20 protein-coding genes and 1 riboswitch are annotated in these 21799 nt (G+C 46.1%); of the genes, 11 read left to right on the top strand and 9 right to left on the bottom strand.

Annotated elements, in window-relative coordinates:
* Position 1 precedes the first annotated feature (1 nt).
* Positions 2-1876: an MFS transporter gene (locus IRQ95_RS06570; protein ID WP_194436196.1), complete on the top strand. Its 1875-nt coding sequence runs from the start codon at positions 2-4 to the stop codon at positions 1874-1876.
* A 150-nt stretch (positions 1877-2026) separates the two neighbouring features.
* Positions 2027-2950, top strand: coding sequence for a YeiH family protein (locus IRQ95_RS06575; protein WP_228481317.1), 924 nt, complete (start codon positions 2027-2029; stop codon positions 2948-2950).
* Positions 2951-3002: 52 nt separating this feature from the next.
* On the opposite strand, the gene IRQ95_RS06580 is transcribed toward IRQ95_RS06575, so the two are convergent.
* The 7 genes from IRQ95_RS06580 to IRQ95_RS06610 form a co-directional block, all read right to left on the bottom strand.
* Positions 3003-3176, bottom strand: a complete 174-nt coding sequence (locus tag IRQ95_RS06580; RefSeq protein WP_167521309.1) for a hypothetical protein — start codon at positions 3174-3176, stop codon at positions 3003-3005.
* Between the two features lie 79 nt (positions 3177-3255).
* Entirely contained in the window at positions 3256-4680 is a 1425-nt protein-coding gene (menE, locus tag IRQ95_RS06585) for an o-succinylbenzoate--CoA ligase (RefSeq protein WP_194436197.1), read from the bottom strand.
* A 25-nt stretch (positions 4681-4705) separates the two neighbouring features.
* A complete protein-coding gene (gene menC / locus IRQ95_RS06590; RefSeq protein WP_194436198.1) occupies positions 4706-5692 on the bottom strand; it encodes an o-succinylbenzoate synthase in 987 nt (328 codons plus the stop codon).
* 180 nt (positions 5693-5872) lie between these two features.
* A complete protein-coding gene (gene menB / locus IRQ95_RS06595) occupies positions 5873-6739 on the bottom strand; it encodes a 1,4-dihydroxy-2-naphthoyl-CoA synthase (RefSeq protein WP_194436199.1) in 867 nt (288 codons plus the stop codon).
* A gap of 17 nt (positions 6740-6756) precedes the next feature.
* The gene (gene menH / locus IRQ95_RS06600; RefSeq protein ID WP_194436200.1) at positions 6757-7551 is read right to left on the bottom strand and encodes a 2-succinyl-6-hydroxy-2,4-cyclohexadiene-1-carboxylate synthase; all 795 of its coding nucleotides are present in this window, start codon (positions 7549-7551) and stop codon (positions 6757-6759) included.
* On the bottom strand, positions 7538-9229 hold the full coding sequence (menD, locus tag IRQ95_RS06605) for a 2-succinyl-5-enolpyruvyl-6-hydroxy-3-cyclohexene-1-carboxylic-acid synthase (RefSeq protein ID WP_194436201.1): 1692 nt from the start codon (positions 9227-9229) through the stop codon (positions 7538-7540). The genes menH and menD overlap by 14 nt, the downstream gene beginning before the upstream one ends.
* Positions 9229-10539: an isochorismate synthase gene (locus IRQ95_RS06610; RefSeq protein ID WP_194436274.1), complete on the bottom strand. Its 1311-nt coding sequence runs from the start codon at positions 10537-10539 to the stop codon at positions 9229-9231. The genes menD and IRQ95_RS06610 overlap by 1 nt, the downstream gene beginning before the upstream one ends.
* Positions 10540-10885: 346 nt before the next feature.
* Between IRQ95_RS06610 and IRQ95_RS06615 the strand changes: the two genes are divergently transcribed.
* The 3 genes from IRQ95_RS06615 (at position 10886) to IRQ95_RS06625 (ending at position 14172) form a co-directional block, all read left to right on the top strand.
* Positions 10886-12100 carry a pyridoxal phosphate-dependent aminotransferase gene (locus IRQ95_RS06615; RefSeq protein WP_075648715.1) on the top strand — a complete coding sequence of 405 codons (1215 nt, stop codon included), beginning with the start codon at positions 10886-10888 and terminating at the stop codon, positions 12098-12100.
* A 97-nt stretch (positions 12101-12197) separates the two neighbouring features.
* A complete protein-coding gene (yfbR, locus tag IRQ95_RS06620; protein WP_075648716.1) occupies positions 12198-12782 on the top strand; it encodes a 5'-deoxynucleotidase in 585 nt (194 codons plus the stop codon).
* Positions 12783-12855: 73 nt separating this feature from the next.
* Positions 12856-14172: an anti-phage deoxyguanosine triphosphatase gene (locus IRQ95_RS06625; protein ID WP_194436202.1), complete on the top strand. Its 1317-nt coding sequence runs from the start codon at positions 12856-12858 to the stop codon at positions 14170-14172.
* Between the two features lie 73 nt (positions 14173-14245).
* Here IRQ95_RS06625 and IRQ95_RS06630 read toward each other — a convergent pair whose 3' ends face one another.
* Both IRQ95_RS06630 and IRQ95_RS06635 read right to left on the bottom strand, forming a co-directional pair.
* The gene (locus tag IRQ95_RS06630) at positions 14246-15265 is read right to left on the bottom strand and encodes an adenosine deaminase (protein WP_194436203.1); all 1020 of its coding nucleotides are present in this window, start codon (positions 15263-15265) and stop codon (positions 14246-14248) included.
* 83 nt (positions 15266-15348) lie between these two features.
* A riboswitch (purine riboswitch) is annotated at positions 15349-15448 on the bottom strand.
* Between the two features lie 63 nt (positions 15449-15511).
* Positions 15512-16117 carry a tRNA-uridine aminocarboxypropyltransferase gene (locus tag IRQ95_RS06635; protein ID WP_194436204.1) on the bottom strand — a complete coding sequence of 202 codons (606 nt, stop codon included), beginning with the start codon at positions 16115-16117 and terminating at the stop codon, positions 15512-15514.
* A gap of 3 nt (positions 16118-16120) precedes the next feature.
* Here IRQ95_RS06635 and rrtA point away from each other — a divergent pair, with 3 nt between their 5' ends.
* The 6 genes from rrtA to agaV all read left to right on the top strand — a co-directional run bounded on the left by rrtA (position 16121) and on the right by agaV (position 21799).
* The gene (rrtA, locus tag IRQ95_RS06640; RefSeq protein ID WP_348541586.1) at positions 16121-16669 is read left to right on the top strand and encodes a rhombosortase; all 549 of its coding nucleotides are present in this window, start codon (positions 16121-16123) and stop codon (positions 16667-16669) included.
* Between the two features lie 169 nt (positions 16670-16838).
* Complete coding sequence (gene agaR / locus IRQ95_RS06645) at positions 16839-17630, top strand: transcriptional repressor AgaR (protein ID WP_194436206.1); 792 nt, start codon at positions 16839-16841, stop codon at positions 17628-17630.
* A 425-nt stretch (positions 17631-18055) separates the two neighbouring features.
* Positions 18056-18832: a transcriptional repressor AgaR gene (gene agaR, locus IRQ95_RS06650; protein ID WP_194436207.1), complete on the top strand. Its 777-nt coding sequence runs from the start codon at positions 18056-18058 to the stop codon at positions 18830-18832.
* 8 nt (positions 18833-18840) lie between these two features.
* Complete coding sequence (locus tag IRQ95_RS06655; RefSeq protein WP_194436208.1) at positions 18841-20151, top strand: D-tagatose-bisphosphate aldolase, class II, non-catalytic subunit; 1311 nt, start codon at positions 18841-18843, stop codon at positions 20149-20151.
* Positions 20148-21305, top strand: coding sequence for an SIS domain-containing protein (locus IRQ95_RS06660; RefSeq protein WP_194436209.1), 1158 nt, complete (start codon positions 20148-20150; stop codon positions 21303-21305). The genes IRQ95_RS06655 and IRQ95_RS06660 overlap by 4 nt, the downstream gene beginning before the upstream one ends.
* A 20-nt stretch (positions 21306-21325) precedes the next feature.
* Positions 21326-21799, top strand: coding sequence for a PTS N-acetylgalactosamine transporter subunit IIB (gene agaV, locus IRQ95_RS06665; protein WP_194436210.1), 474 nt, complete (start codon positions 21326-21328; stop codon positions 21797-21799).

The raw sequence follows: 21799 nt of genomic DNA on the forward strand, positions 1-21799 counted from the left end.
AATGCCCCATCAAAGCCAAACGTCTCTGCTGAAACAGCGACGTTTTCTGCCCTATTTCATTACCCAGTTTTTTGGGGCATTCAATGACAACATATTTAAAAACGTACTGTTGCTGTTTGTCGCCTTCGCTGGCGCCAACGCATTGCCGGTGTCTAGCAACCTATTTATTAACTTAGCCGCAGGTCTGTTTATTCTGCCCTTCTTCTTGTTTTCAGCCTCTGCGGGTATTTTGGCTGATAAATATGAGAAATCATGGTTTATTCGCAAGGTAAAGCTAGCTGAAATCGCAATAATGACGTTAGGCGCGATTGGCTTTATCACTCAGAGCTACGGGATTTTACTGTTTTTGCTGTTTTTAATGGGCACACAATCTGCGTTTTTCGGCCCTGTAAAATATGCTCTACTGCCGCAGCAACTCAAACCGAATGAGCTTGTACCTGGTAATGCTCTGGTCGAAACCGGTACTTTCTTGGCCATTCTGATTGGTACTCTTGGTGCAGGCGTTATTGCTTCTAGTGAAAATGCCAACTACGTCGCCGCCGCTTGTGTGGTGTTATTTGCGTTATTTGGTTATGCGTCAAGCCGTCATATTCCGCAAGCGCCAGCCTCTGCACCTGACATCAAATTCCGCTGGCAACCAATTAAACATACCAAACAAACGCTTGCGATAGCGAAAGCCGACCGCGTGGTCTTTCAATCATTAATGGCCATCAGTTGGTTCTGGTTTTTAGGTGCGGCTTACTTAACCCAATTTCCTAACTTCACTAAAATTTACCTAAACGGCAACGAAAGTGCGGTTTCATTTCTGTTGGCGTTGTTTTCTATCGGTATCGCTGTTGGCTCTCTTGCCTGTGACAAACTGTCCAATCATCGTATCGAAGTAGGTATCGTACCGATTGGTAGTTTTGGTATTACGATTTTTGGCTGGTTAATGGCAAGTTCCATTCCTAGCACTTTACCGCAATTTGAAAACTTCACTCAGTTCATCAGCCATCAAGAGTTGTGGCCCGTATTTGCTTACCTGCTACTGCTAGGTGCCTCTGGGGGGGTGTTTATTGTGCCACTCTACGCACTCATGCAGCAGCGCGCGAAAGTCTCTCAGCGTGCCCAAGTGGTTGCTGCGTTGAATATTTACAACTCGTTATTTATGGTGGGTAGTGCTGTATTGGGAATCGTCTGCCTCTCAGTTTTAGAGCTAACCATTCCACAACTGTTCCTGTTACTCGCTGCTCTTAATTTACTTGTCGCCTGTTACCTGTTTATTCAGGTGCCAATTTTTGTTGTACGATTCTTAGTCTGGATGATCACCCATTCTATCTATCGTGTTAAGCATAAAAACTTACACAATTTACCGGAAAAAGGCGGCGCGCTCATCGTCTGTAACCACGTCAGCTATATGGATGCCTTGTTGCTTAGTGCAGTTTGTCCGCGTTTGATCCGTTTCGTGATGGAAGAAGATTACGCCAATCTGCCCCCGCTGCGCCGCTTTTTAAAACGCGCAGGCGTGATCCCAATCTCCGCTGAACGTCGCAATACCATTCGCCGTGCCTTTAACGAGGTGGAACAAGCGCTAAGTGAAGGTCATATCGTATGTATTTTCCCAGAAGGTAGATTGACCGCCGATGGCGAGATGAACGAATTTATGCGCGGTATGGATATCGTATTACGCCGTAGTCCAGTACCTGTGATTCCGATGGCGATCAAGGGTTTATGGGGTAGCTATTTCAGCCGTTACAAAGGCAGTGCATGTAAAGGTCGTCCGTCACGCTTCTGGTCTAGAATTGAAATCGAAGCCGGTGAACCAGTAAATCCACAAGATGCTAACACCCAACTGATGCACAAGAAGGTTGCAGAGCTACGCGGAGAGTGGCGTTAGGCTGTCTCACTTCGCACTTGTTCAATTTAATTGAACCAATGTTCAAAACATTCAAACTTACTGATCTCAATGAGTCAGATAGAATGCCATCCTTTATGCATGCGAGACCGTATTGTCTCGCATGCTCTCCCATTTTGAATACATAAAATAATGACTATCAATAAACGTACTGTCCCGTTTTTTGCCTCACTTGCAGTGTGTTTAACCCCTTGGGTTACTTCACCAACGGCGCTTGTGATCGGCTTTCTGCTTGCTTCACTAAGTTTAGTGCCAGAGCAATTCGACCTAACTAAAATTACCAAAAAACTCCTTGCCTACTCTATTGTCGGTCTCGGTTTTGGTATCCAGTTCGAACAAGCACTCGCGGTGACGTCAAATGGTATCGGCATCATTATCACCACTATAGTTGGCACACTTGTTATCGGCTGGTGGTTAACAAAATTGCTTGGACTTGAACAAAAACTGGGTTACTTAATTTCAGCAGGTACTGCGATTTGTGGGGGTAGCGCTATTGCAGCGGTATCGCCAGCAATCAAAGCAAAAGACGAAGATATTGGTTTAGCACTGGCAACAGTATTTGTACTCAACTCTCTGGCGCTGTTTATCTTCCCAGTGATTGGTCACGCACTCGGACTCGATCAACAAACCTTTGGTACTTGGGCGGCGATTGCTATACACGATACATCATCAGTGGTGGGCGCAGCCTCTGCGTACGGTGAGGAAGCACTAACTACGGCGACAACACTCAAACTTGCTCGCGCTTTGTGGATCATCCCTGTAGCGTTTGTCAGCGCGTTTATCTTCCGTAATGACTCAAAGAAAATCACTATTCCTTACTTCATCTTATTCTACTGCGCGGCCATTGCGTTCAGTGATTTATTGCCACAGTTTGAAGCGGTGTACAACGTGATTTTTGACATTTCAAAACGAGCGTTGGTGATCTGCTTATTCTTGATTGGTTGTGGGATTTCGGTAACGAAATTAAAAGCGGCTGGGCTGAAACCATTGCTGTTTGGTGTGACGTTGTGGGTATTGATTTCTACCAGCTCACTGGCTTGGCTGACGCTGGCTTAATCAACTCATTTGAGTGACGCGCAACAGACCTGAAGAGCAAAGAACCTGACGTTCAAAGCTCTTCAGGCTCTATGACTAATTTGCTTTTCTTCTCTTTGCGATACAGCACGACCAGTGCAATCACGGCTATAAATCCAGCTAACTCAGCCAGTGCGCGATACAATCCCTCGGTTTGCGTCGCAATAGCAATTTGCAATAGTGCAAAAGCAATCAAGGCTAACTTCATCTCTATATATCCATATAACGACAATCCAAAAATGATTATGAATTATCGTTATAAGGTTGAGAAATTCAGTTTTGCTCTATCAAATAACTGTAAAGTCAGTATTCGCTGTCACCCACTCTTTAAGATCCCTACGAGAAACTTTAATACCGCCGCTGAATAAGCAGTTAGGTAAGGCAAGATAATGCTTAGGATGCTTAAATTTTACCAGTCGCGATGCTAACCATTGGCCAAAATCAAGCAGTTCAAGAGGCTGTGAAGATTGCACAAAAGCAATTGGGCGTGCACCAAATTCAGCATCCTCAATCGGTACAATCAGTGCCTGTTGTATATCCGGATGCGCATTCAACGCCTGCTCTATCTCCTCACAATGAATATTCTCGCCGCCAGAGATAAATTGATTATCAGCTCGTCCTTTAATGACCAACTCGTGTTTGACACTCCAGATACCAAGATCTTTACTGTCAAACCATCCCTGCTCATCTTTGATTGGCGTAATCGAACCCTGTCGGTAGTAACCGCTGGCTAATGTATCGCCACCAATAAAAATTCGCCCTTCACGTAACTCAACTTTGCGTCCTTTTAAGGTTTTGCCCGCGCTGTAGTCGGCGTCAATTTGCTTTGCCGTCACCGTGGAAGCGGCTTCCGTCATACCATAACCCAGCCACGTTTCGATGCCTTGTTTCGCCGCTTGTTGACTCAATGAAAGAGGGACATGACTGCCACCAAGTAACACGTGGGTTAATGAAAGTGGCTGACCGGATTCAAGTAAACGGCTAAGTTGAGTAGCCACCAAAGAGGCATGAGTCACTCCATCAATATCACTGAGCAGATCGCCACTGCCCACCTTTAAGCACGCGCCAGAGTGAAGCCAACGATAAATGATCGCTAGCCCAGAAACGTGGTACATAGGTAAACTCAAAAGCCAAGTATCCTGCGCGTTAAACTTAAACACATCGAGCAATCCACTGGCTGAGGCGAAGTGTTGTTGATGGCAATGCGCCACCGCTTTCGGAGTACCTGTTGAACCAGAGGTAAAGATAATCGAAGCCAAAGCAGAATCTTGGTAACCACCATCACCTAGCTCTGCTTGATGTTGGTTTTGATGTTGCTTGAATCGGTTCAGTTCGACAGTTTTTATTGCCTCTAACTCAAGCAATGCTGGCGCCTCAGCTAACCAAACTAGTGGTAATTGTTGCGCAGAGTATAAGGTGCGTAGCTTACCCTGTAGGCTAGCGCTTGGCTGCGGCATAGTGATCGCACACACCGCGCCTAACTCCATACAAGCGAGGTAAAGAAAAACCAACTCAGGGCTATTTTTAGCTACGCAAGTGAGCACATCACCTTTAGTCAACCCATGTTGCTGCAATAGGTGAACATAGCTTTGCACCGTTTGCTCAAGTGCTTGCCAAGAGTAGTCACGCTCGGTTGTGGTGAGCGCTAAACAGTCTGGGCTCTTACGAGCCCAGTGTTGAAGTGGAGAAATGGTGTTTGTTGCTACTTTCATTATCGAAGGAATTACGTTTATCCAGCTAAGCTTGCCAAATCAATGCTTGGTCAGAAAGCTTACGCAGTGGAAGCGGAGACTCTGGCCAAGGCGTTTCAAGTTGCTCTGTAAACAAACCGATCGTGTCTAGCCCTGGAACTTCATCAGGTAATTGCCATTTCGCTAAACGAGCGAGTTGCGTCAAACCTAAGCTCGACTCAATACTTGAACTGATCACCGCTTTGATGCCCAACGCTTTGGCGCGCGCAATCAAATCAAGACAAAGCTGCACAGAGCCTATCAACGTCGGTTTGATGATAATGGTTTTAACACCATTGAAGTCATCAAGTTTGAAGTCCGGCTTACGTACCGCATGTTGCAATGTTTCATCCCACGCGATGGCAATACCAGTACTGATAGCAAAAGAGAAACTATCGCCCGGCACTTCGCATGGATCTTCAATAAATTCGATACGTTGACGAAAAGATGGCGTAATGTAACTGGCAAATTTCAGTGCTTTTTCTTTGGTCCATGCACGGTTAGCATCAAGGCGTAGATTTAAGTCTGGAATCGATTCAAGGAACAAGTTCGCGACCATGCCGTCACGAATTGGCTCGTATAAGCCAACTTTGATTTTGGCGACTTTTTTACCTTCCATCGCCATCAGTTTTGGCAATAGTTCATCTGGGTCGCCGCTGCATAGTGGAGCAGAGCGATAAATGCCTTCTAGCGGTAGGCCATCTTCTAGCTCGAGTAACGCCATCGAGAAACCAAATGCCACCGAAGGTGCCAGTAATTCATAATCAGGCTGGTTGCCTTGTTTCCAGCTCGTGAGCTGTTCGACGATTTGCGTGTAAGCCTCGTCCATGGTTTCCGTGCTGAAACCCGGTAATGGTGCAATTTCCCCTCGCCCTACTCGACCATTGTCGTGCAGTTCGATGACAAACCCTTCACGTTCTTTTAAGCGGTTGTCGCGCAGGATCACGCCACTGTCCATTGGTAATGCGTAGCGATACAGTTTGGCAGATCTCATACCAATCTTTCCCTTGTGTTCTTTATTATTGTTTTATTCGTTAACGCGTTTGTCGCGTCAAATTCGAGACTGACTTGTACGCCATTGCAGTGAGAGCAAGGAACAGGCGCGCAGTTTGCAAACGCAAATGAGCACCTGTGACACAGCTATCGCAATAATGGCGATCAAGTCTGTTTTGAATTATGGGTTGCGAGGAAACTTATTAAAGTCCGGACGACGCTTCTCATTGAATGCGTTACGACCTTCCTGACCTTCATCCGTCATGTAGAACATCATGGTCGCATTACCCGCTAGCTCTTGCAGACCCGCTTGACCATCACAATCCGCGTTTAGCGCTGCTTTTAAGCAACGTAGCGCCATTGGGCTGTGTTGTAGCGTTTCACGGCACCAGCGAACCGTCTCTTTCTCAAGATCTTCCAGTGGCACTACTGTGTTGACTAGACCCATATCCAATGCTTCTTGCGCATTGTAGAAACGGCATAGGAACCAAATTTCACGAGCTTTCTTCTGGCCGACGATACGAGCCATGTAAGAAGCGCCCCAACCACCATCAAATGAACCCACTTTAGGGCCCGTTTGACCGAACTGTGCGTTTTCAGCCGCGATAGTCAGATCGCACATCATGTGAAGTACATGACCGCCACCGACTGCCCAACCTGCTACCGATGCGATAACTGGCTTTGGACAAGTACGAATTTGGCGTTGGAAATCCAATACGTTTAGGTGGTGAGTACCGCCTTCATCACGGTAGCCGCCGTAGTCGCCACGAATCTTCTGGTCACCACCAGAACAGAATGCATCTTCGCCAAGACCAGTTAGAATAATCACACCCACCTGCTCGTCGTAACGTGCATCAGCAAGAGCATTGATCATCTCTTTTACTGTTTGTGGACGGAACGCATTGCGAACTTGAGGACGTGCAATCGTGATCTTCGCGATACCATCTTCTGATTTGTGGTATTGAATATCTTCATATTCACCGCTGCAGTCATTCCAGTTTACTGGTGCGTATAGTTCTTCTTCTGAAATACCTACTGTTTTAGCCATGGTGATTCCTGTTGTTGTTAATCACTCGCCTTCGCGAGTTTGAATTGATTTATTATTTCGACAGCAAATGCTTGAGGGTGTTCATGATGAACGTTATGCCCCGCCTCTGCTATCTGGCTGAAAGATAAGCCACTTAGTTTAGCTAGCTGACTAAACTTGCTGTCTTTCTCACCGCAAATATAGTGTATGTCGATTCCGGTTGTGCTCAGTTCCGGTAAGAGCCACGGCTGCTTGGCAAGCGATGTTGCCATCAGCATTCGACTAATCGCAGGGCCTAGATTAGCACTGCGCTTAGCGATCAAGGTTTGTCTTTGCTCATGATTTAATGAACTAAATACCGCCTGTTGATACCAATCGGCTAAAACCCGCTCAATTGGTTGCACGTCAAAGCGCTCCGCCCAAGCTTGATCTTTTTTTTGACGAGCCTTTTGCTCCTCAAGCGTACGCAAACCGAAGTTTCCACCTTCAATAATCGCCTTGATTAGGTTTAGTTCATGAAAATGGTTTTTGGCAATGCCGTACATAACAATTCGGCCACCCAGTGAATAACCAATTAATATAATTGGATGCCCGGCTGGCACGATGGCTTTTATTGTCTGAGTAACTTGCTGACAAACCTGGTCAAAGCCATCACATGATTTGGATTGACTTTCACCATGTCCGGGAAGATCGAGCGTGAGAATTGGGAATTGATTAAGATGCTGAATGCAAGCTTGCCAATCATCACCACTGCCCAACAAACCATGCAAAAACACCAAGACTGGTGTCTCTGCACTCTGATTTATTGGGCGGTGGTAACTATAAGCTAGCATGAAGGTCTTGGATAACCGCTTTAATATGTTGTGATGCTTGCTCTGGAGCCGTTTGTACCTCTACCAGTAAACAGCCTCTACCCTGAGTCAAATGTTGCTCGACGACTGTTTGGTACTCGGCAAGTGTATTGGCTAAGCAATACTCCAGTTTAAACTGTTGAGCAACCGCAGCAAATTGGTAGCCATGCGGCATTTGATAAAGGCTCTGTTTTTGTGCTTGCGGTACAGGCAACAAATCAAAAATTGCACCACCATCGTTATTGGTAACCACAATCACACAAGGCGTGGTTTGATGGGTAAACAACGCCAGTGAGTTAAGGTCATACAACAGTGAAGTGTCACCAATATAGAGCACACTTGGCTTATCTTTAATGCGCACGGTGCCTGACGCAGTCGCCACCAAACCATCAATGCCTGAGGCTCCGCGATTAGAGTAGACTTCGCTGTCTAACTGACCAAACATGTCGACCATGCGCACAAACAAACTATTACCAAGGAATACGTGAGTATCATTAGGCAAACTCGTCAGCGAAGTCGCAAGCGCTAGCTCGGTTAATTGCGTCGTTTGTCCTGTTTGCTTAGCGACCGATTGCAACACACACTCAGTAAATGTTTTGCCTGCCGCAGCCCAATTATCGGTTGAGTGAATTGGCGTTAATAACGCGTGCTCAAGCCAATCGGTAATGTTGCAAGCATGGTGCACTTGCATCAAATGGTCTTGGTTATTGCGCGCGAGGCTATCACTCACGTAGTGATATTCCACTTCCGCCTGCGCTAACCATTGATTAAAGCGCTTAGAGACAATTCTCGAGCCAATTTGCACAACCAAGTCCACTTGATTGATCAACGCTTTACCCGCTTCTGTTTGCAGCCAAGCATCATAGTACGCCCAATCACTGCTCGCCCCCGACTGCGGGTCGCATAAAACCGGCCACGCCAACTTCTCAGCTAGCTGTTTCGCCAGTTCAGCTTGTGACTTAGATACGCTACCGACCATGATCAAACCTTTGCGCCCCTGCCACTCGGACAGTTCAAAGGCTAGGCTTGTCATTGCAAAACTCTGCTGGCTATAGTGCTTGCCACTGCGTTGCCACTTAGCCACTGAGTCTAGGTAATCTTGATAGATTGATTTGGGCTGATCGGAATAAAGCGGCTCTGGGAAGGCGCAGTTAATGTGCACGGCACTGCCTTCACGAGCTTGCTTGTGCATCACTTCATCGATGGACGTTAATAACCAACGTAGGGAAACTTGTTCTGAGGGGCTTGGTAAAGCAAGTTCAGCACACACATGGCTCGAATAGATGCCCTGCTGGACTATCGCTTGGTTGGCACCACAACCAACCAGCTCAACTGGTCGGTCGGCAGTCAGTACCACCAGCTTTTCACCGGTTAACTTTGCTTCAGCAATCGCAGGTAAAAGATTCGCCACCGCAGTGCCTGATGTGACCACCACTGCAACGGGTTTTTGGCTGGCTTTTGCCATACCAAGTGCCAAAAAGCCTAATCCACGCTCATCAAAATGGGTGTGCAGCGTCAACTTATCATTGGCATCGGCTTCTAAAGTGAGTGGCGTAGAACGAGAGCCCGGCGCAACACAGATATGTTCAACGCCAAAGCGAGTTAATTCTTCGAGTAAGGTTTGGCACCAAATTCGATTAAGTACAGCTTGGTTATGCATTACGAAGCCACTCCAAGTGGCGGATGATCAGAAATCAGTGATAGCAGCGTCGCCATTTTCTTATCCAGCTCTTGCCATTCATGCTCTGCAATTGAACCCGGGACAATACCTGCACCGGCGTAAAGAGAAATCTCTTCATCAACCACTTGAGCGCTGCGAATTGCCACGCAGAACTCCGCACGTTCAAGGCTAATAAAGCCCATAGAGCCTGCATACCAGCTGCGCTCAAAAGGTTCATATTGCTGAATAAATTGCATCGATTCTCGGCGTGGCAGACCCGCTACCGCCGCAGTTGGCTGCAAAGCACCAAGCAATTGCACCCCATTTACGCCTTCATTAAGGTGAGCGTGAATACTGCGTTTTAAATGCTGCACTTTGCGCAAGCGTACCAAGCGCGCTTCCGGCTCAACTTCAACCAAATCAGAATAGGGTTTGAGGCGATCAATAATATCGTCAACCACATACTGATTCTCATTGAGGTTTTTACTGTCTTGCGTCAACCAGTTAGCCAGCGCCATATCATGGCTAGCGTTGTCGCCACGGCCAATCGTGCCGGCGAGCGCTTCGGTATAAAGGTCTTTACCCTGACGGAAATACAACCGCTCAGGCGTTGAGCCAATAAAGCTATGACGCGCATTTTGCGCCAGCATAAAGTGAAAACTGTGTTGGTTATGCTCAGAGCTGGATTTAAGCAGTTGCGAAGCGCAGATCGGCGTGTGTAGCTCTAATGTTGTGCGACGTGCCAACACCACCTTTTTGAACTCATCAGCTTCAATACCCGCCAACACTTTTTCCACCAACGCATGCCATTCTGGTTCAGTCGGTGTGTGTTCGATATGGTTAATATGCGCCGATAGCGGCAAAAGCTTAGGCACCTCACAGCGCAGTTGCTGTAAGCTTTTAAGTATTCGTGGTTTCGCACCTTCGACAAGGTTGACCACTAGCGACCAAGTTTGTTCTTCACGAACTAACTCGATTTGTGGCAAAAAGAAAAATGATGCAGGGCAATCAGGGTTTTTCGCACTTTGACCGTCGAATGAGCGTCCGCCCCAAATCTTTTGCTCGCCAGATAGGTAAGCATAAGCAGGCGCGGGGTCATCAAAAGTGCGCAGTTGCCCTAATGCGACGGCTTCTTCACGCGTATCGCGTGATTGCCAGTAAAACTTAGGGAAAATAGGCTGAGCTTGCAACCAATCAATGAAAGCAAAATCAGGCTTGTACTCCAGAACTTGAACCAGACGAGTGACCTCGTCTTTTGCATCCTTTACTCGTTCAATCAGTTCGGTAATGGCTTGCTGAAAATATGACAAATAAACCTCGTTCACTGGAGATTTCGGATCGATACCCGATACTGTTAAGCTGTAGCGTGCTTGGCAGCCTCTCGAAAAGGTCTGCATAGACGTCTATCTATGCACAAAAACGCTTATCGACAGCCATCAATGACAACTCAATGCTATCTGGGTCTAACAAATTAATTGAGTAATGTATTTCTACCGCGACCCCAAATCAAGGATGTACTCAATCTTTTACAGAATCCTGTGATAACACACATACCTAGCGCAATGAAAAAAAGCGACTTTTACAGATTTTAATTCTACCAAAGGTTATTTTGGTGTAATTTAGTAAAGGATTTTAATTATTTTTAGGTTTTACACAATGCAAAATATCGGGATGTCATCAAAACTTGATAATGTCTGCTACGACATTAGAGGACCAGTACTCAAACATGCTAAGCGCATGGAGGAAGAAGGGCATAAAATACTAAAGCTAAATATTGGTAACCCGGCCCCATTTGGTTTCGACGCCCCTGATGAAATTCTAGTTGATGTAATCCGAAACTTGCCAACTTCACAAGGTTACTGTGATTCAAAAGGTATCTACTCTGCACGTAAAGCTGTGGTTCAGCATTACCAGAAGAAAGGTATCCGCTCACTAGACGTAGAAGATGTTTACATCGGTAACGGCGCATCTGAGCTGATCGTAATGTCGATGCAAGCGCTACTGAACAATGGCGATGAAATGCTGGTACCGTCACCGGATTACCCACTATGGACAGCGTCGGTGGCGCTTTCTGGTGGTAAAGCGGTGCATTACATGTGTGATGAAGAAGCAGATTGGTATCCAGATCTTGACGATATCAAAAGCAAAATCACGCCAAAAACGCGCGGTATCGTACTGATCAACCCAAACAACCCAACAGGTGCGGTGTACAGCCGTGATTTCCTATTGGAAGTGATTGAAATCGCTCGCCAACATAAGCTGATCATTTTTGCTGACGAAATCTACGATAAAGTCCTTTACGATGGCGCGACACACACCTCAGTTGCCACACTGACTGAAGATGTACTTGTGGTTACCTTCAACGGTCTGTCAAAAGCGTACCGCGTATGTGGTTTCCGTGGCGGCTGGATGTTCCTAACCGGTCCTAAGCAGTACGCGCAAGGTTACATTGCGGGTCTTGAGATGCTCTCTTCTATGCGTCTGTGTGCCAACGTACCGATGCAACATGCGATTCAAACTGCGCTGGGTGGCTACCAAAGTATCAATGAACTGATCCTGCCTGGTGGTCGTCTGCTTGAACAGCGTGACCGTGCATGGGAACTGATCAACCAAGTTCCTGGCGTATCTTGTGTGAAACCAAAAGGTGCCATGTACCTATTCCCGAAAATTGATACTAAGAAGTACAAAATCCATGATGACCAAAAAATGGTGTTGGACTTCCTGATCCAAGAAAAGGTACTGCTAGTACAAGGCACTGGCTTTAACTGGCCTAAACCTGACCACTTCCGTATCGTAACATTGCCACACGTAGAAGATCTGGAAACGGCGATTGGTCGCTTTGAGCGATTCTTGTCTACCTACAGCCAATAACGGCAGTAGCCAAACAGCGCTAAGTTACTTATTCTTAAAGGCACTCATTGAGTGCCTTTTTTCTATCTCAACGCCTTTAAGTAGTAAGGGAAGTACTATGCAAGAGAGCCATTTTTTCGCCCACCTCGCCCGTATGAAGTTGATCCAACGCTGGCCGCTGATGCGTTCGGTTTCAAGCGAAAACATCTCCGAACACAGCCTACAAGTTGCCTTTGTCGCTCATGCGCTCGCGCTGATAAAAAACAAAAAATTTGGCGGTAAGCTTAATCCAGAACGAATCGCCATACTCGGTATGTATCACGATACCAGTGAGGTTTTGACCGGCGATTTACCCACCCCTGTCAAATACTACAATCCAGAAATTGCCAAGGAATACAAAAAAATTGAAGCGGCGGCGGAGCAACGTTTGCTGTCGATGTTACCCGAGGAGTTTCAGCAAGATTTTGCCCCATATCTTCTCAGCCATTCCGCCCATCAAGAAGATGCCGACATCGTAAAGCAAGCTGACACCATTTGCGCCTATTTGAAGTGTTTAGAGGAACTAAGCGCAGGTAATCACGAATATGCGTTGGCAAAAAAGCGCTTAGATGTAACGCTTAAAGAACGCCACAGCCCAGAGATGGAATATTTCCTTAATACCTTTGCGCCAAGCTTTGAACTCTCACTCGATGAAATCAGCTAACCCATACAAAGATTATTATTTGCACTGACCTAAGGATGGGTGTACGGTTAGAAAAAACATCGGAGATGTGACTATGACGTTTGAAATCAGTCCCTTATGGCAACAACGTCATGACGACGAACATAAGATTCGTCGCGATGACCACCGTAGCCCTTTTCAACGCGATCGGGCGCGTATTCTCCACTCAGCGGCATTTCGTCGCTTGCAAGCCAAAACACAGATTCACGGCACCAGTGCCGATGACTTTCACCGCACTCGCCTCACCCACTCGCTCGAAGCGGCGCAGATTGGCACCGGCATTGTCGCTCAACTCAAAAAGAAACAGCCTGAGTTTCGCGACTTATTGCCTTCCGATAGTCTGATTGATTCACTCTGTCTTGCCCACGATATCGGTCACCCACCCTATGGGCATGGTGGTGAGGTAGCGCTCAACTATATGATGCGTGACCACGGCGGTTTTGAAGGTAACGCACAGACATTTCGTATCGTGACCCAACTTGAGCCTTATACCGAACACTTTGGCATGAACTTGGTGAGACGAACTTTGCTCGGCCTAATGAAATACCCGGCACTAATTAGTGCCACTCAATCTGCACAACGCCCTGAGCCCGTATCTCATCAAAGGAAATTGCGCGCCAAAGATTGGTCGCCAGCAAAAGGGATTTACGATTGTGACGGTGATTTGTTTAACTGGGTACTTGAGCCATTGGGCGAAGAAGAAAAAGTGCTATTTTCTCAAATGCGCTTAGAAAACCTCGAGCGCCACCAGCACCAAAAGACGCGTTTCAAATCACTCGACTGCTCCATCATGGAGCTAGCAGATGATATTGCCTATGGGGTACACGATTTAGAAGATGCGATAGTACTTGGTATGGTAACCCGCCATCAATGGCATGAAGCGGCAGCCAGTCAACTGGCAGAGTGCGGCGCTCCGTGGGTTGAAGAACATATCAAATCGCTTAGCGAAATGCTGTTCTCCGAGGTTCATCATAAGCGCAAAGATGCGATTGGCGGTATAGTCAATGCTTTGCTGACCAGTATCTCAATCAAACCCATTGATGCGCCATTCCACACTCATCTGCTTGCTTTTAATGCGGTGCTTGAGCCGAATATGGCAAACGCGCTGGAAGTCCTTAAGCGCTTTGTCAGCCAATACGTTATCCAAGCGCCCCATGTCCAAGTGATGGAATACAAAGGGCAGCAAATCATCATGGATATCTTTGAAGCGCTCAGCGCCGATCCTGAACGTTTACTGCCACTCGAAATTCGCAATAGTTGGCAAGCATTAGAGTGTGAAAGCCAAGGCATGCGTATTATTGCCGACTACATCTCGTCAATGACCGATGGCCACGCTAAGCGCCTACATCAGCAGTTGTTCTCATCCCACTAGCCACTGAAGTTCCATGGCCAGCTTTACGGCTGGCTATGTCATTCTATACCCAAGTAACTTAGGTATAATTCGCTTAACGTGCAGAGTTATTCTGCATATATGCGTCTAACTTCGCTGAAAGTACATCCTTCTCTACTTGTGAGATAAAGCTTGCTTCAATCGCATTTTGAGTAAACTGTGCCAGCTCCGCTTCGGTTAACGCGTGGCTATTCGCCACCGCTAAGAAGTTATCTGTCATATAACCGCCAAAGTAGGCTGGATCGTCTGAGTTAATCGTTACTTTTACCCCTTGGCGCAATAACTCGACAATGTTGTGTTGCTCCATTTTTTCGAACACTTTGAGCTTTGTATTGGATAGCGGGCACACGGTTAATGGCATTGAGATTTCAGCCAGTTCAGAGACCAATACCGCATCGTCAGAACAGCGCACCCCATGGTCTACGCGAGAGACATTGAGTAGCTCTAAGCTGTCGTAAATATTGCTCACCGGTCCCTCTTCACCCGCGTGAGCCACCGTCAAGAAACCTTCTTCACGCGCTTTAGCAAACACACGCATAAACTTCTCCGGCGGATGACCTAGTTCCGATGAATCTAAACCAATACCAATGATTTTGTCTTTGTGTGGCAGTGCCTGTTCAAGAGTGGTAAACGCACTCTCTTCATTAAGATGACGTAAAAAGCACATAATCAAACGGCTGGTGATACCAAGCTGTTGCTCGGCATCTTGCAATGCGCGATCAATACCATTAACCACGGTCGCGAACTCAATGCCACGCGCGGTGTGGGTTTGCGGATCAAAAAAGATCTCAGTATGGATCACGTTGTCTTGGTTGCAATGAAGCATGTATGCCCACGTCAGATCGTAAAAATCTTGCTCACTGATCAGAACGTTAGCACCTTGATAATAGATATCGAGGAAAGATTGCAGATTGGTAAACTCGTAAGCGGCTTTGACTTCTTCAGGCGTAGCAAACGGCAATTGGATATTGTTGCGCTGCGCGAGCGAAAACATCATTTCTGGCTCTAATGAACCTTCAATGTGTAAGTGAAGTTCAACTTTTGGCAGTTGCTGGATAAATTGAGTTTGATTCACGCTTGTCTCCCCATTCAAAAAATAGATTGGTGTTTAACAAGCACTTTTCTCGCAAGAATTTTAGACAATACAAAGAGAAAAGCGCCATGCACTTAACTCTTCGTAATCTGAAGTTTTCGGCTTCAGGTAGAGACTCCCGCACCCTATCAGCGGGATTATACGAAGCACCGCTCGCAATTGACTGTTAATTAGGCAATTTATCAACGGTTTCGATGAATTATAGATAGCGTTGACGTAACTGACAAGTTACTTACTAGGATAATTCTTCTCAAACACCCCTTGTGGCATCTGTTCAATTTGAAATTGAATCATGTTGTCAAACGTACTGAGTAGCGGAGTAAAGTCACGCTCTGGCTCTAACAATGTCAGTATATGAAAGCCGGCTTCCACCGTGGATAACGCATTATCACTTGGAGCTTTGCGAATGCGATAATTGCCTTTCAGTTCGGTCGGTAAACGTAGCAATGGCAATGCCTGCAAATTGTTCGAAAGCTGCCACATTTTGTAGGCTTTTTTCCAAGTACCATCGAGTAAGATCACTCGCATTTTGGGTTGCTGATGCAATAGCTCCGCTTGCGCCTCTTGTGAGGTTTCGCCGGGATATAAGACAAAATGTGCGACATCTTGCTGCGATAATAACTGATTGAGCTCAGCGTGCTGAGAGAAGTCTTCACCGACAAAGTGGTGGCTGTGGGGCAATGAAAGCGTCAAAATACGCGCCGTACCCATTGGACGTTTCGCTTCTGACGGATGTTGTAGGATGATTAACTCAACATTCGATGTTAGGCTTTGTATCCATTGACAAATACACGCTTTGAGTGACTTTCCGCATTGAGAACAATATCGAGACATTATGTGCCGTTAATCTTACTGTTAGTAGTGGTGAGTTTAATCTGTTTAACCCTACAAATCCCGCACCTGTCCGCATTAGCTGAATGGCGCATCGATTCTATCGAGCAGGGAGAGTGGTGGCGCATCCTATCAGGAAACTTCACACATACCAACCTCACTCATCTGGCGATGAACATCGTCGCCCTATGGATCATTGCCTTTATCTTTCGACCGAGTGCTGTGAGCTACGCAATTTTATTAATCACTGTTAGCTTAAGTGTTGGCGTTGGAACTTTGTTTACCACGATACAAGGTTACGTAGGCCTATCCGGCACACTGCATGGGCTGTTTGCTTTTTATGCATTAAAAGAAGCATTACAAGGAAGAAAGAGCAGTTGGCTGCTGGTTGCTGGCGTGATGATAAAAGTGCTCTGGGAAGTGTTTATGGGCTCCCCTCTTTCCACGGCTGATATGATTCACGCCAGAGTCGCGGTTGAGGCGCACCTTTGTGGCGTATTGTCTGGGTTAGCCATCGCTTGTGTTTGTTGCTCATTTGATAAAAATGCTGCTTAACTCGCAGCCATGTTTCGTTTTATTATGTTTTAAAACCGAAAGGTTGTTAATCTGAATGCTTTCGTTGTTTTAATAAAGGGCAGTTTGTCTGATTCAACCTTGCCATCGTTTATTATGCTAAGACGTGTTTACATCATCGACGTCAACTGAGTTTATAGAGATAAACCCTATGACTACCACAGCCCAAAGGCGTGAAGAAATCCTACAGTACATTCAAACTCACCAAAAAGGTGAAGTGAACTATTTTGCCGAACTTTATAATGTTTCAGAAGTGACCATTCGTAATGACCTCAACTATCTGGAAAAGAAAGGCTGCGTCACTCGCTGTTATGGTGGAGCTTTACTCAATAATCAGTTTGCCTTCGAACGGCCGTTGATAGATAAAAAGCAAATCAATTGCGATGTCAAAGCAAAGCTGGGGGAATATGCGGCATCTCTGGTGCAAAACGGTGACAAAATCATCCTAGATTCAGGCTCAACCACTGAGCAAATCGCTTATCACCTTAACCCAAAGCATAACCTGATTGTTATGACTAACGGCATTAATATCGCCTATCATCTTGCTAACCAGGACAATATTGAGGTCATGGTAAGTGGAGGAGTCATGCGCAAAAACTCTTATTCGGTCCATGGCGTGGGTGGTGAAGAGTTTCTTGCTGGCTTTCGCTTCAATAAACTTTTCTTAGGTGTTGATGGCTTTGATAAAGTCGCAGGAATTACAACCCCGCACCAAGGTGAAGCCGACATTAATCGCAAGATGGTTGAATCAGCGCAAACTGTCATTGCAGTGACTGACTCATCAAAGTTCAACCGCCAAAGCTTTTGCTTAATCGCAAGACCAGAGCAGCTCAACGTGTTAATCACTGACGATGGCATTCCCCAAGATTATGTTGATCAACTGACCGATATGGGCGTCGATGTACATATCGTTGATCTCCTGTCAAACGAAAGTCAGCACTAACGCCATTGCTCAAATAACCAACAGTTACACTTTCAGTCACCCTTTCGTTCGTAAGAGCAACCCATTTCGGTTGCTCTTTTTTTTGCTTAATTAGGTAACACAATTGAGCAGAAGATCTATTTATGTGATCTGCGTCGATTTGTATATCGAAACCCCCTAACTTCACTTTCGTTTCACTCCTCTTTCACTCTTTCGTTTACCAATCCCCCACTACCACTGATTTTCTCCACAAAATAAGCATCATAAACTGAAAGAAAAACCTTTCACTTCATCAAAAACGAAAGGCTAAACAGGCCAAAACCGAAAGGAAACTGTTTGTGATCTACCTTTCATTTTTCCCGCCACTTTCCTGATTTAATGCAAATCAAAAGAAATCGAAACATTTTATTCCTTAAATTGAAATGTAACGAAAGGGAAATTGGTAAATGACCAGTGCAGAACGAAGACAGCAAATTATGGCGCATATTCGCAGCCATGGTTCAGGCAAAGTAGATGAGTTTACTCAGCAATACAATGTCTCCGCTGTCACGATTCGTCATGATCTCAACTTACTGGAAAAGCAAGGTTGCGTATTTCGTTGCTACGGCGGCGCGACACTAAACCCGAACTTCGCTTTCGAACAACCATTGCACCGTAAGGACCAACTTAATCGCAGTGCCAAGCAGTACATCGCAGAAGCTGCAGCCAAGTTAGTAAATGACGGAGATACCATCATTTTGGATTCAGGCACAACCATAGGTTTGATGCCGCAATATCTCAGTAATAAACGGCATTTAGTTGTCATGACTAATGCATTAAATACCGCTTACCAGTTGAGCAACAATGAGAACGTAGACCTACACGTAGTCGGTGGCAACTTACGCCGCGCATCGTGCTCATTGACCGGTCATCAAGGTGAGCAACAAGTTCGGGCTTATCTATTCGACAAACTATTTTTAGGCGTCGATGGCTTTGACCTACAGGCGGGTATTACTACGCCAGACAATCATGAAGCGCAAATGAATCGTGCGATGTGCGAAGTCGCTCGCCAAGTGATTGCCGTAACTGACTCAAGCAAATTTGGACGTAAGAGTTTTTGCATGATTCGAGCTGCCAACCAAATTGATGTGTTGGTCACCGACAGCAATATTCCACACACCATCCACCAAGCATTAACGGAAATGGGTGTGGCCGTCATTCTTGCCGATCAAACTGTAAATTAGGATTAGAAATGAAAGCGTTACTTTCTCTTATCGAACAACATAAACAAGGCCAAGCAACGGGCATTTATTCTGTTTGCTCTGCGCATCCCCTTGTTCTTGAAGCCGCAATTAAACAAGCGGCTCAAGACAATCAGCTTGTGTTGATCGAAGCAACGTCAAACCAAGTCAACCAATTTGGCGGCTATACAGGCATGACGCCAAAAGACTTTGCAGAGCATGTGTTTGCGCTTGCTGAACGTCTAAATTTCCCAGCTGAAAACATTGTTTTAGGTGGCGACCACTTAGGCCCTAACTGTTGGCAGAACCTACCTGCTGCTCAAGCGATGGACTACTCAGAGCAAATGATTAACGACTACGTTATCGCAGGCTTTAAGAAAATCCACCTTGACTGCTCAATGTCTTGTGCCGATGACCAAACGCCACTAAGCGAAGAAGTCATGGCGGAGCGTGCGGCGAGATTATGTCTGGTTGCTGAGAATGCATGGAAAATCTCTGGTGGTGAAGCGCCAGTTTACGTTGTCGGAACTGAAGTTCCAACGCCTGGTGGCGCACTTGAATCACTTGAAGAAGAAGGTATTGAAGTCACCAAGCCAGAGGAAGCGATTGCTACATTAGAAGCTCACCACCAAGCATTCAGCGATATGGGCTTAGGCTATGTATGGCCGCGCGTGGTTGGCCTTGTCGTTCAACCTGGGGTTGAGTTTGATCACCACAGTGTTCACCACTACGAAAGCCAAGCGGCACAATCATTAAGCAAACTTATCGAGAGCCAACCTAACCTTGTGTTTGAAGCGCATTCGACTGATTACCAAAATCCAACCGCTTACCATGAACTAGTGCGTGACCACTTCGCAATTTTGAAAGTTGGCCCAGCACTAACATTTGCTCTACGTGAGGCACTTTATGGCCTAGACCGAGCTGAAAAAGAATGGCTAGGCACTCATCATGCTTCGCACCTACGCGACACAATTGAACAAGTGATGCATGAACAACCTAATTACTGGCGTTCACACTACTCAAGCAAAGGACATCAACAATACCTTGATTGTAGCTATAGCTTGAGTGATCGCATTCGTTACTACTGGACTCATCCAGAAGTGAAAGCGGCTCAGCAAGCTCTGTTTGACAACTTAACAGCTAACCCGCTGCCAGTGACACTCCTTAGCCAATATCTTCCAAACCAGGCTAAGGCTATTTCTCAACACCAAATTCAGAATCAGCCCGCTGAGATCGTTATGCACAAGATTATGGAAGTAACCGAAGTTTATTCCGAGGCTTGTTACGCAAACACAGTGGCTAGCAAGGAGACTATCAAATGAGTTCGTTTTTAGGCTATGAACTGCCGTGGCTAGAACAGCACAACGGTGTTCACACTGCACAAGAAATCAGTCACCAACCACGTTTGTGGCGTGCACTGTCTGACATCCTAGTACAACAAAACGATGCTGTGAGTGCCTTCCTTAACCCGCTTCTTGCGCGTTCAGACCTACGCATCATTCTAACTGGTGCTGGTACTTCAGCATTCGTTGGTGATGCAGCGGCCCCGTTTGTAAGTGCTGGTCTAGGTTTCCGTGTAGAGTCAATTCCAACCACAGATTTGGTATCGAACCCGACTCAATATCTAGACCCAAGCCAACCAACGCTGCTTGTCTCTTACGCTCGCTCAGGCAACAGCCCTGAGAGTGTGGCTGCAGTTGCGTTAGTGGACCAACTCGTACCAGATTGCCACCACCTATTTCTGACGTGTAATGCAGAAGGTGCGCTATCTCGCTACGCAGAAACGGCTAGCAACGCTTACTGCATGCTAATGCCTGAAGGCTCAAACGATAAGAGCTTTGCAATGACTTCAAGCTTTAGCTGCATGCTGATGTCAACACTGACTCTACTTGGCGGCAAAGCGCCTGCAGATTGGACTGAGCAGATCGAAGCTACAGCAGCACTTTGTGAAGGCAAACTAGAGCAATGGCAAGCGGCGATTAAAGAGCTTGCAAACCAACCTTACCAACGTCTTATCGTTCTAGGTAGTGGTGGTTTTGCAGGTCTAGCGCGTGAAGCATCACTGAAGTCGCTTGAGCTAAGCGCAGGTAAAGTGATGACCGCGTACGACTCATCACTTGGCTTCCGTCACGGCCCTAAGTTCACTATCGATGATACGGCACTGGTTATTCAATTGTTCTCAAGTGATGCCTACACCCGTCAATACGATCTGGACTTGTTCAACGAAATCCGTCGCGACAAACAAACACTAGCGCACGTAGCGATCACTGAGCAACCACTTAATGAAGAAGCGGTATTTGAGCTAGGCCAACTTGGTCTTGGTGATCAATGGCTGTGCTTCCCATACATCATCTTCTGCCAAATGCTGGCATTTGAAAAATCACTTCAACTTGGTTTTGGCCCGGACAATCCATGCCCAACTGGTGAAGTAAACCGAGTGGTGCAAGGCGTCACTATCTACCCATACAACAAATAATAATTTTAAAGGAAATAATCATGCCAAATATCGTTTTAAGTCGTATTGATGAGCGCCTAGTTCACGGCCAAGTAGGCGTGCAATGGGTAGGTTTTGCAGATGCCAACATTATCGTTGTAGTTAACGATGAAGTAGCAGAAGACACCATTCAACAAAACCTAATGGAAATGGTTATCGCAGATGGTATCGCGATTCGTTTCTGGACGGTGCAAAAGACTATCGAAACTATTCACAAAGCTTCAGATCGTCAACGCATTCTATTGGTTTGTCGTACTCCAAAAGACTTCCGTCAATTGGTAGAAGGCGGCGTGCCAATTAGCAATATCAACGTAGGTAACATGCACTACGCAGAAGGAAAAAACCAAATTGCCAAAACAGTTTCAGTTGATGCTGAGGATGTGGCGGAATTTGAACGACTAAAAGCACTAGGGGTGAAGTGCACCATTCAAGGTGTACCAACTGAAAGTGCAACTGACATCTTTACTCTTATCTAA

Origin of the sequence: Vibrio fluminensis (assembly GCF_015278125.1) — a bacterium.
In the GTDB taxonomy this organism is placed as follows: domain Bacteria; phylum Pseudomonadota; class Gammaproteobacteria; order Enterobacterales; family Vibrionaceae; genus Vibrio; species Vibrio fluminensis.

What these genes read in the sequence shown, in the direction of transcription:
- IRQ95_RS06570 (WP_194436196.1), top strand. Translation starts at nt 2, where the DNA reads ATGCCCCATCAAAGCCAAACGTCTCTGCTGAAACAGCGACGTTTTCTG.
- IRQ95_RS06575 (WP_228481317.1), top strand. Translation starts at nt 2,027, where the DNA reads ATGACTATCAATAAACGTACTGTCCCGTTTTTTGCCTCACTTGCAGTG.
- IRQ95_RS06580 (WP_167521309.1), bottom strand. Translation starts at nt 3,176, where the DNA reads ATGAAGTTAGCCTTGATTGCTTTTGCACTATTGCAAATTGCTATTGCG.
- menE (WP_194436197.1), bottom strand. Translation starts at nt 4,680, where the DNA reads ATGAAAGTAGCAACAAACACCATTTCTCCACTTCAACACTGGGCTCGT.
- menC (WP_194436198.1), bottom strand. Translation starts at nt 5,692, where the DNA reads ATGAGATCTGCCAAACTGTATCGCTACGCATTACCAATGGACAGTGGC.
- menB (WP_194436199.1), bottom strand. Translation starts at nt 6,739, where the DNA reads ATGGCTAAAACAGTAGGTATTTCAGAAGAAGAACTATACGCACCAGTA.
- menH (WP_194436200.1), bottom strand. Translation starts at nt 7,551, where the DNA reads ATGCTAGCTTATAGTTACCACCGCCCAATAAATCAGAGTGCAGAGACA.
- menD (WP_194436201.1), bottom strand. Translation starts at nt 9,229, where the DNA reads ATGCATAACCAAGCTGTACTTAATCGAATTTGGTGCCAAACCTTACTC.
- IRQ95_RS06615 (WP_075648715.1), top strand. Translation starts at nt 10,886, where the DNA reads ATGCAAAATATCGGGATGTCATCAAAACTTGATAATGTCTGCTACGAC.
- yfbR (WP_075648716.1), top strand. Translation starts at nt 12,198, where the DNA reads ATGCAAGAGAGCCATTTTTTCGCCCACCTCGCCCGTATGAAGTTGATC.
- IRQ95_RS06625 (WP_194436202.1), top strand. Translation starts at nt 12,856, where the DNA reads ATGACGTTTGAAATCAGTCCCTTATGGCAACAACGTCATGACGACGAA.
- IRQ95_RS06635 (WP_194436204.1), bottom strand. Translation starts at nt 16,117, where the DNA reads ATGTCTCGATATTGTTCTCAATGCGGAAAGTCACTCAAAGCGTGTATT.
- agaR (WP_194436206.1), top strand. Translation starts at nt 16,839, where the DNA reads ATGACTACCACAGCCCAAAGGCGTGAAGAAATCCTACAGTACATTCAA.
- agaR (WP_194436207.1), top strand. Translation starts at nt 18,056, where the DNA reads ATGACCAGTGCAGAACGAAGACAGCAAATTATGGCGCATATTCGCAGC.
- IRQ95_RS06655 (WP_194436208.1), top strand. Translation starts at nt 18,841, where the DNA reads ATGAAAGCGTTACTTTCTCTTATCGAACAACATAAACAAGGCCAAGCA.
- IRQ95_RS06660 (WP_194436209.1), top strand. Translation starts at nt 20,148, where the DNA reads ATGAGTTCGTTTTTAGGCTATGAACTGCCGTGGCTAGAACAGCACAAC.
- agaV (WP_194436210.1), top strand. Translation starts at nt 21,326, where the DNA reads ATGCCAAATATCGTTTTAAGTCGTATTGATGAGCGCCTAGTTCACGGC.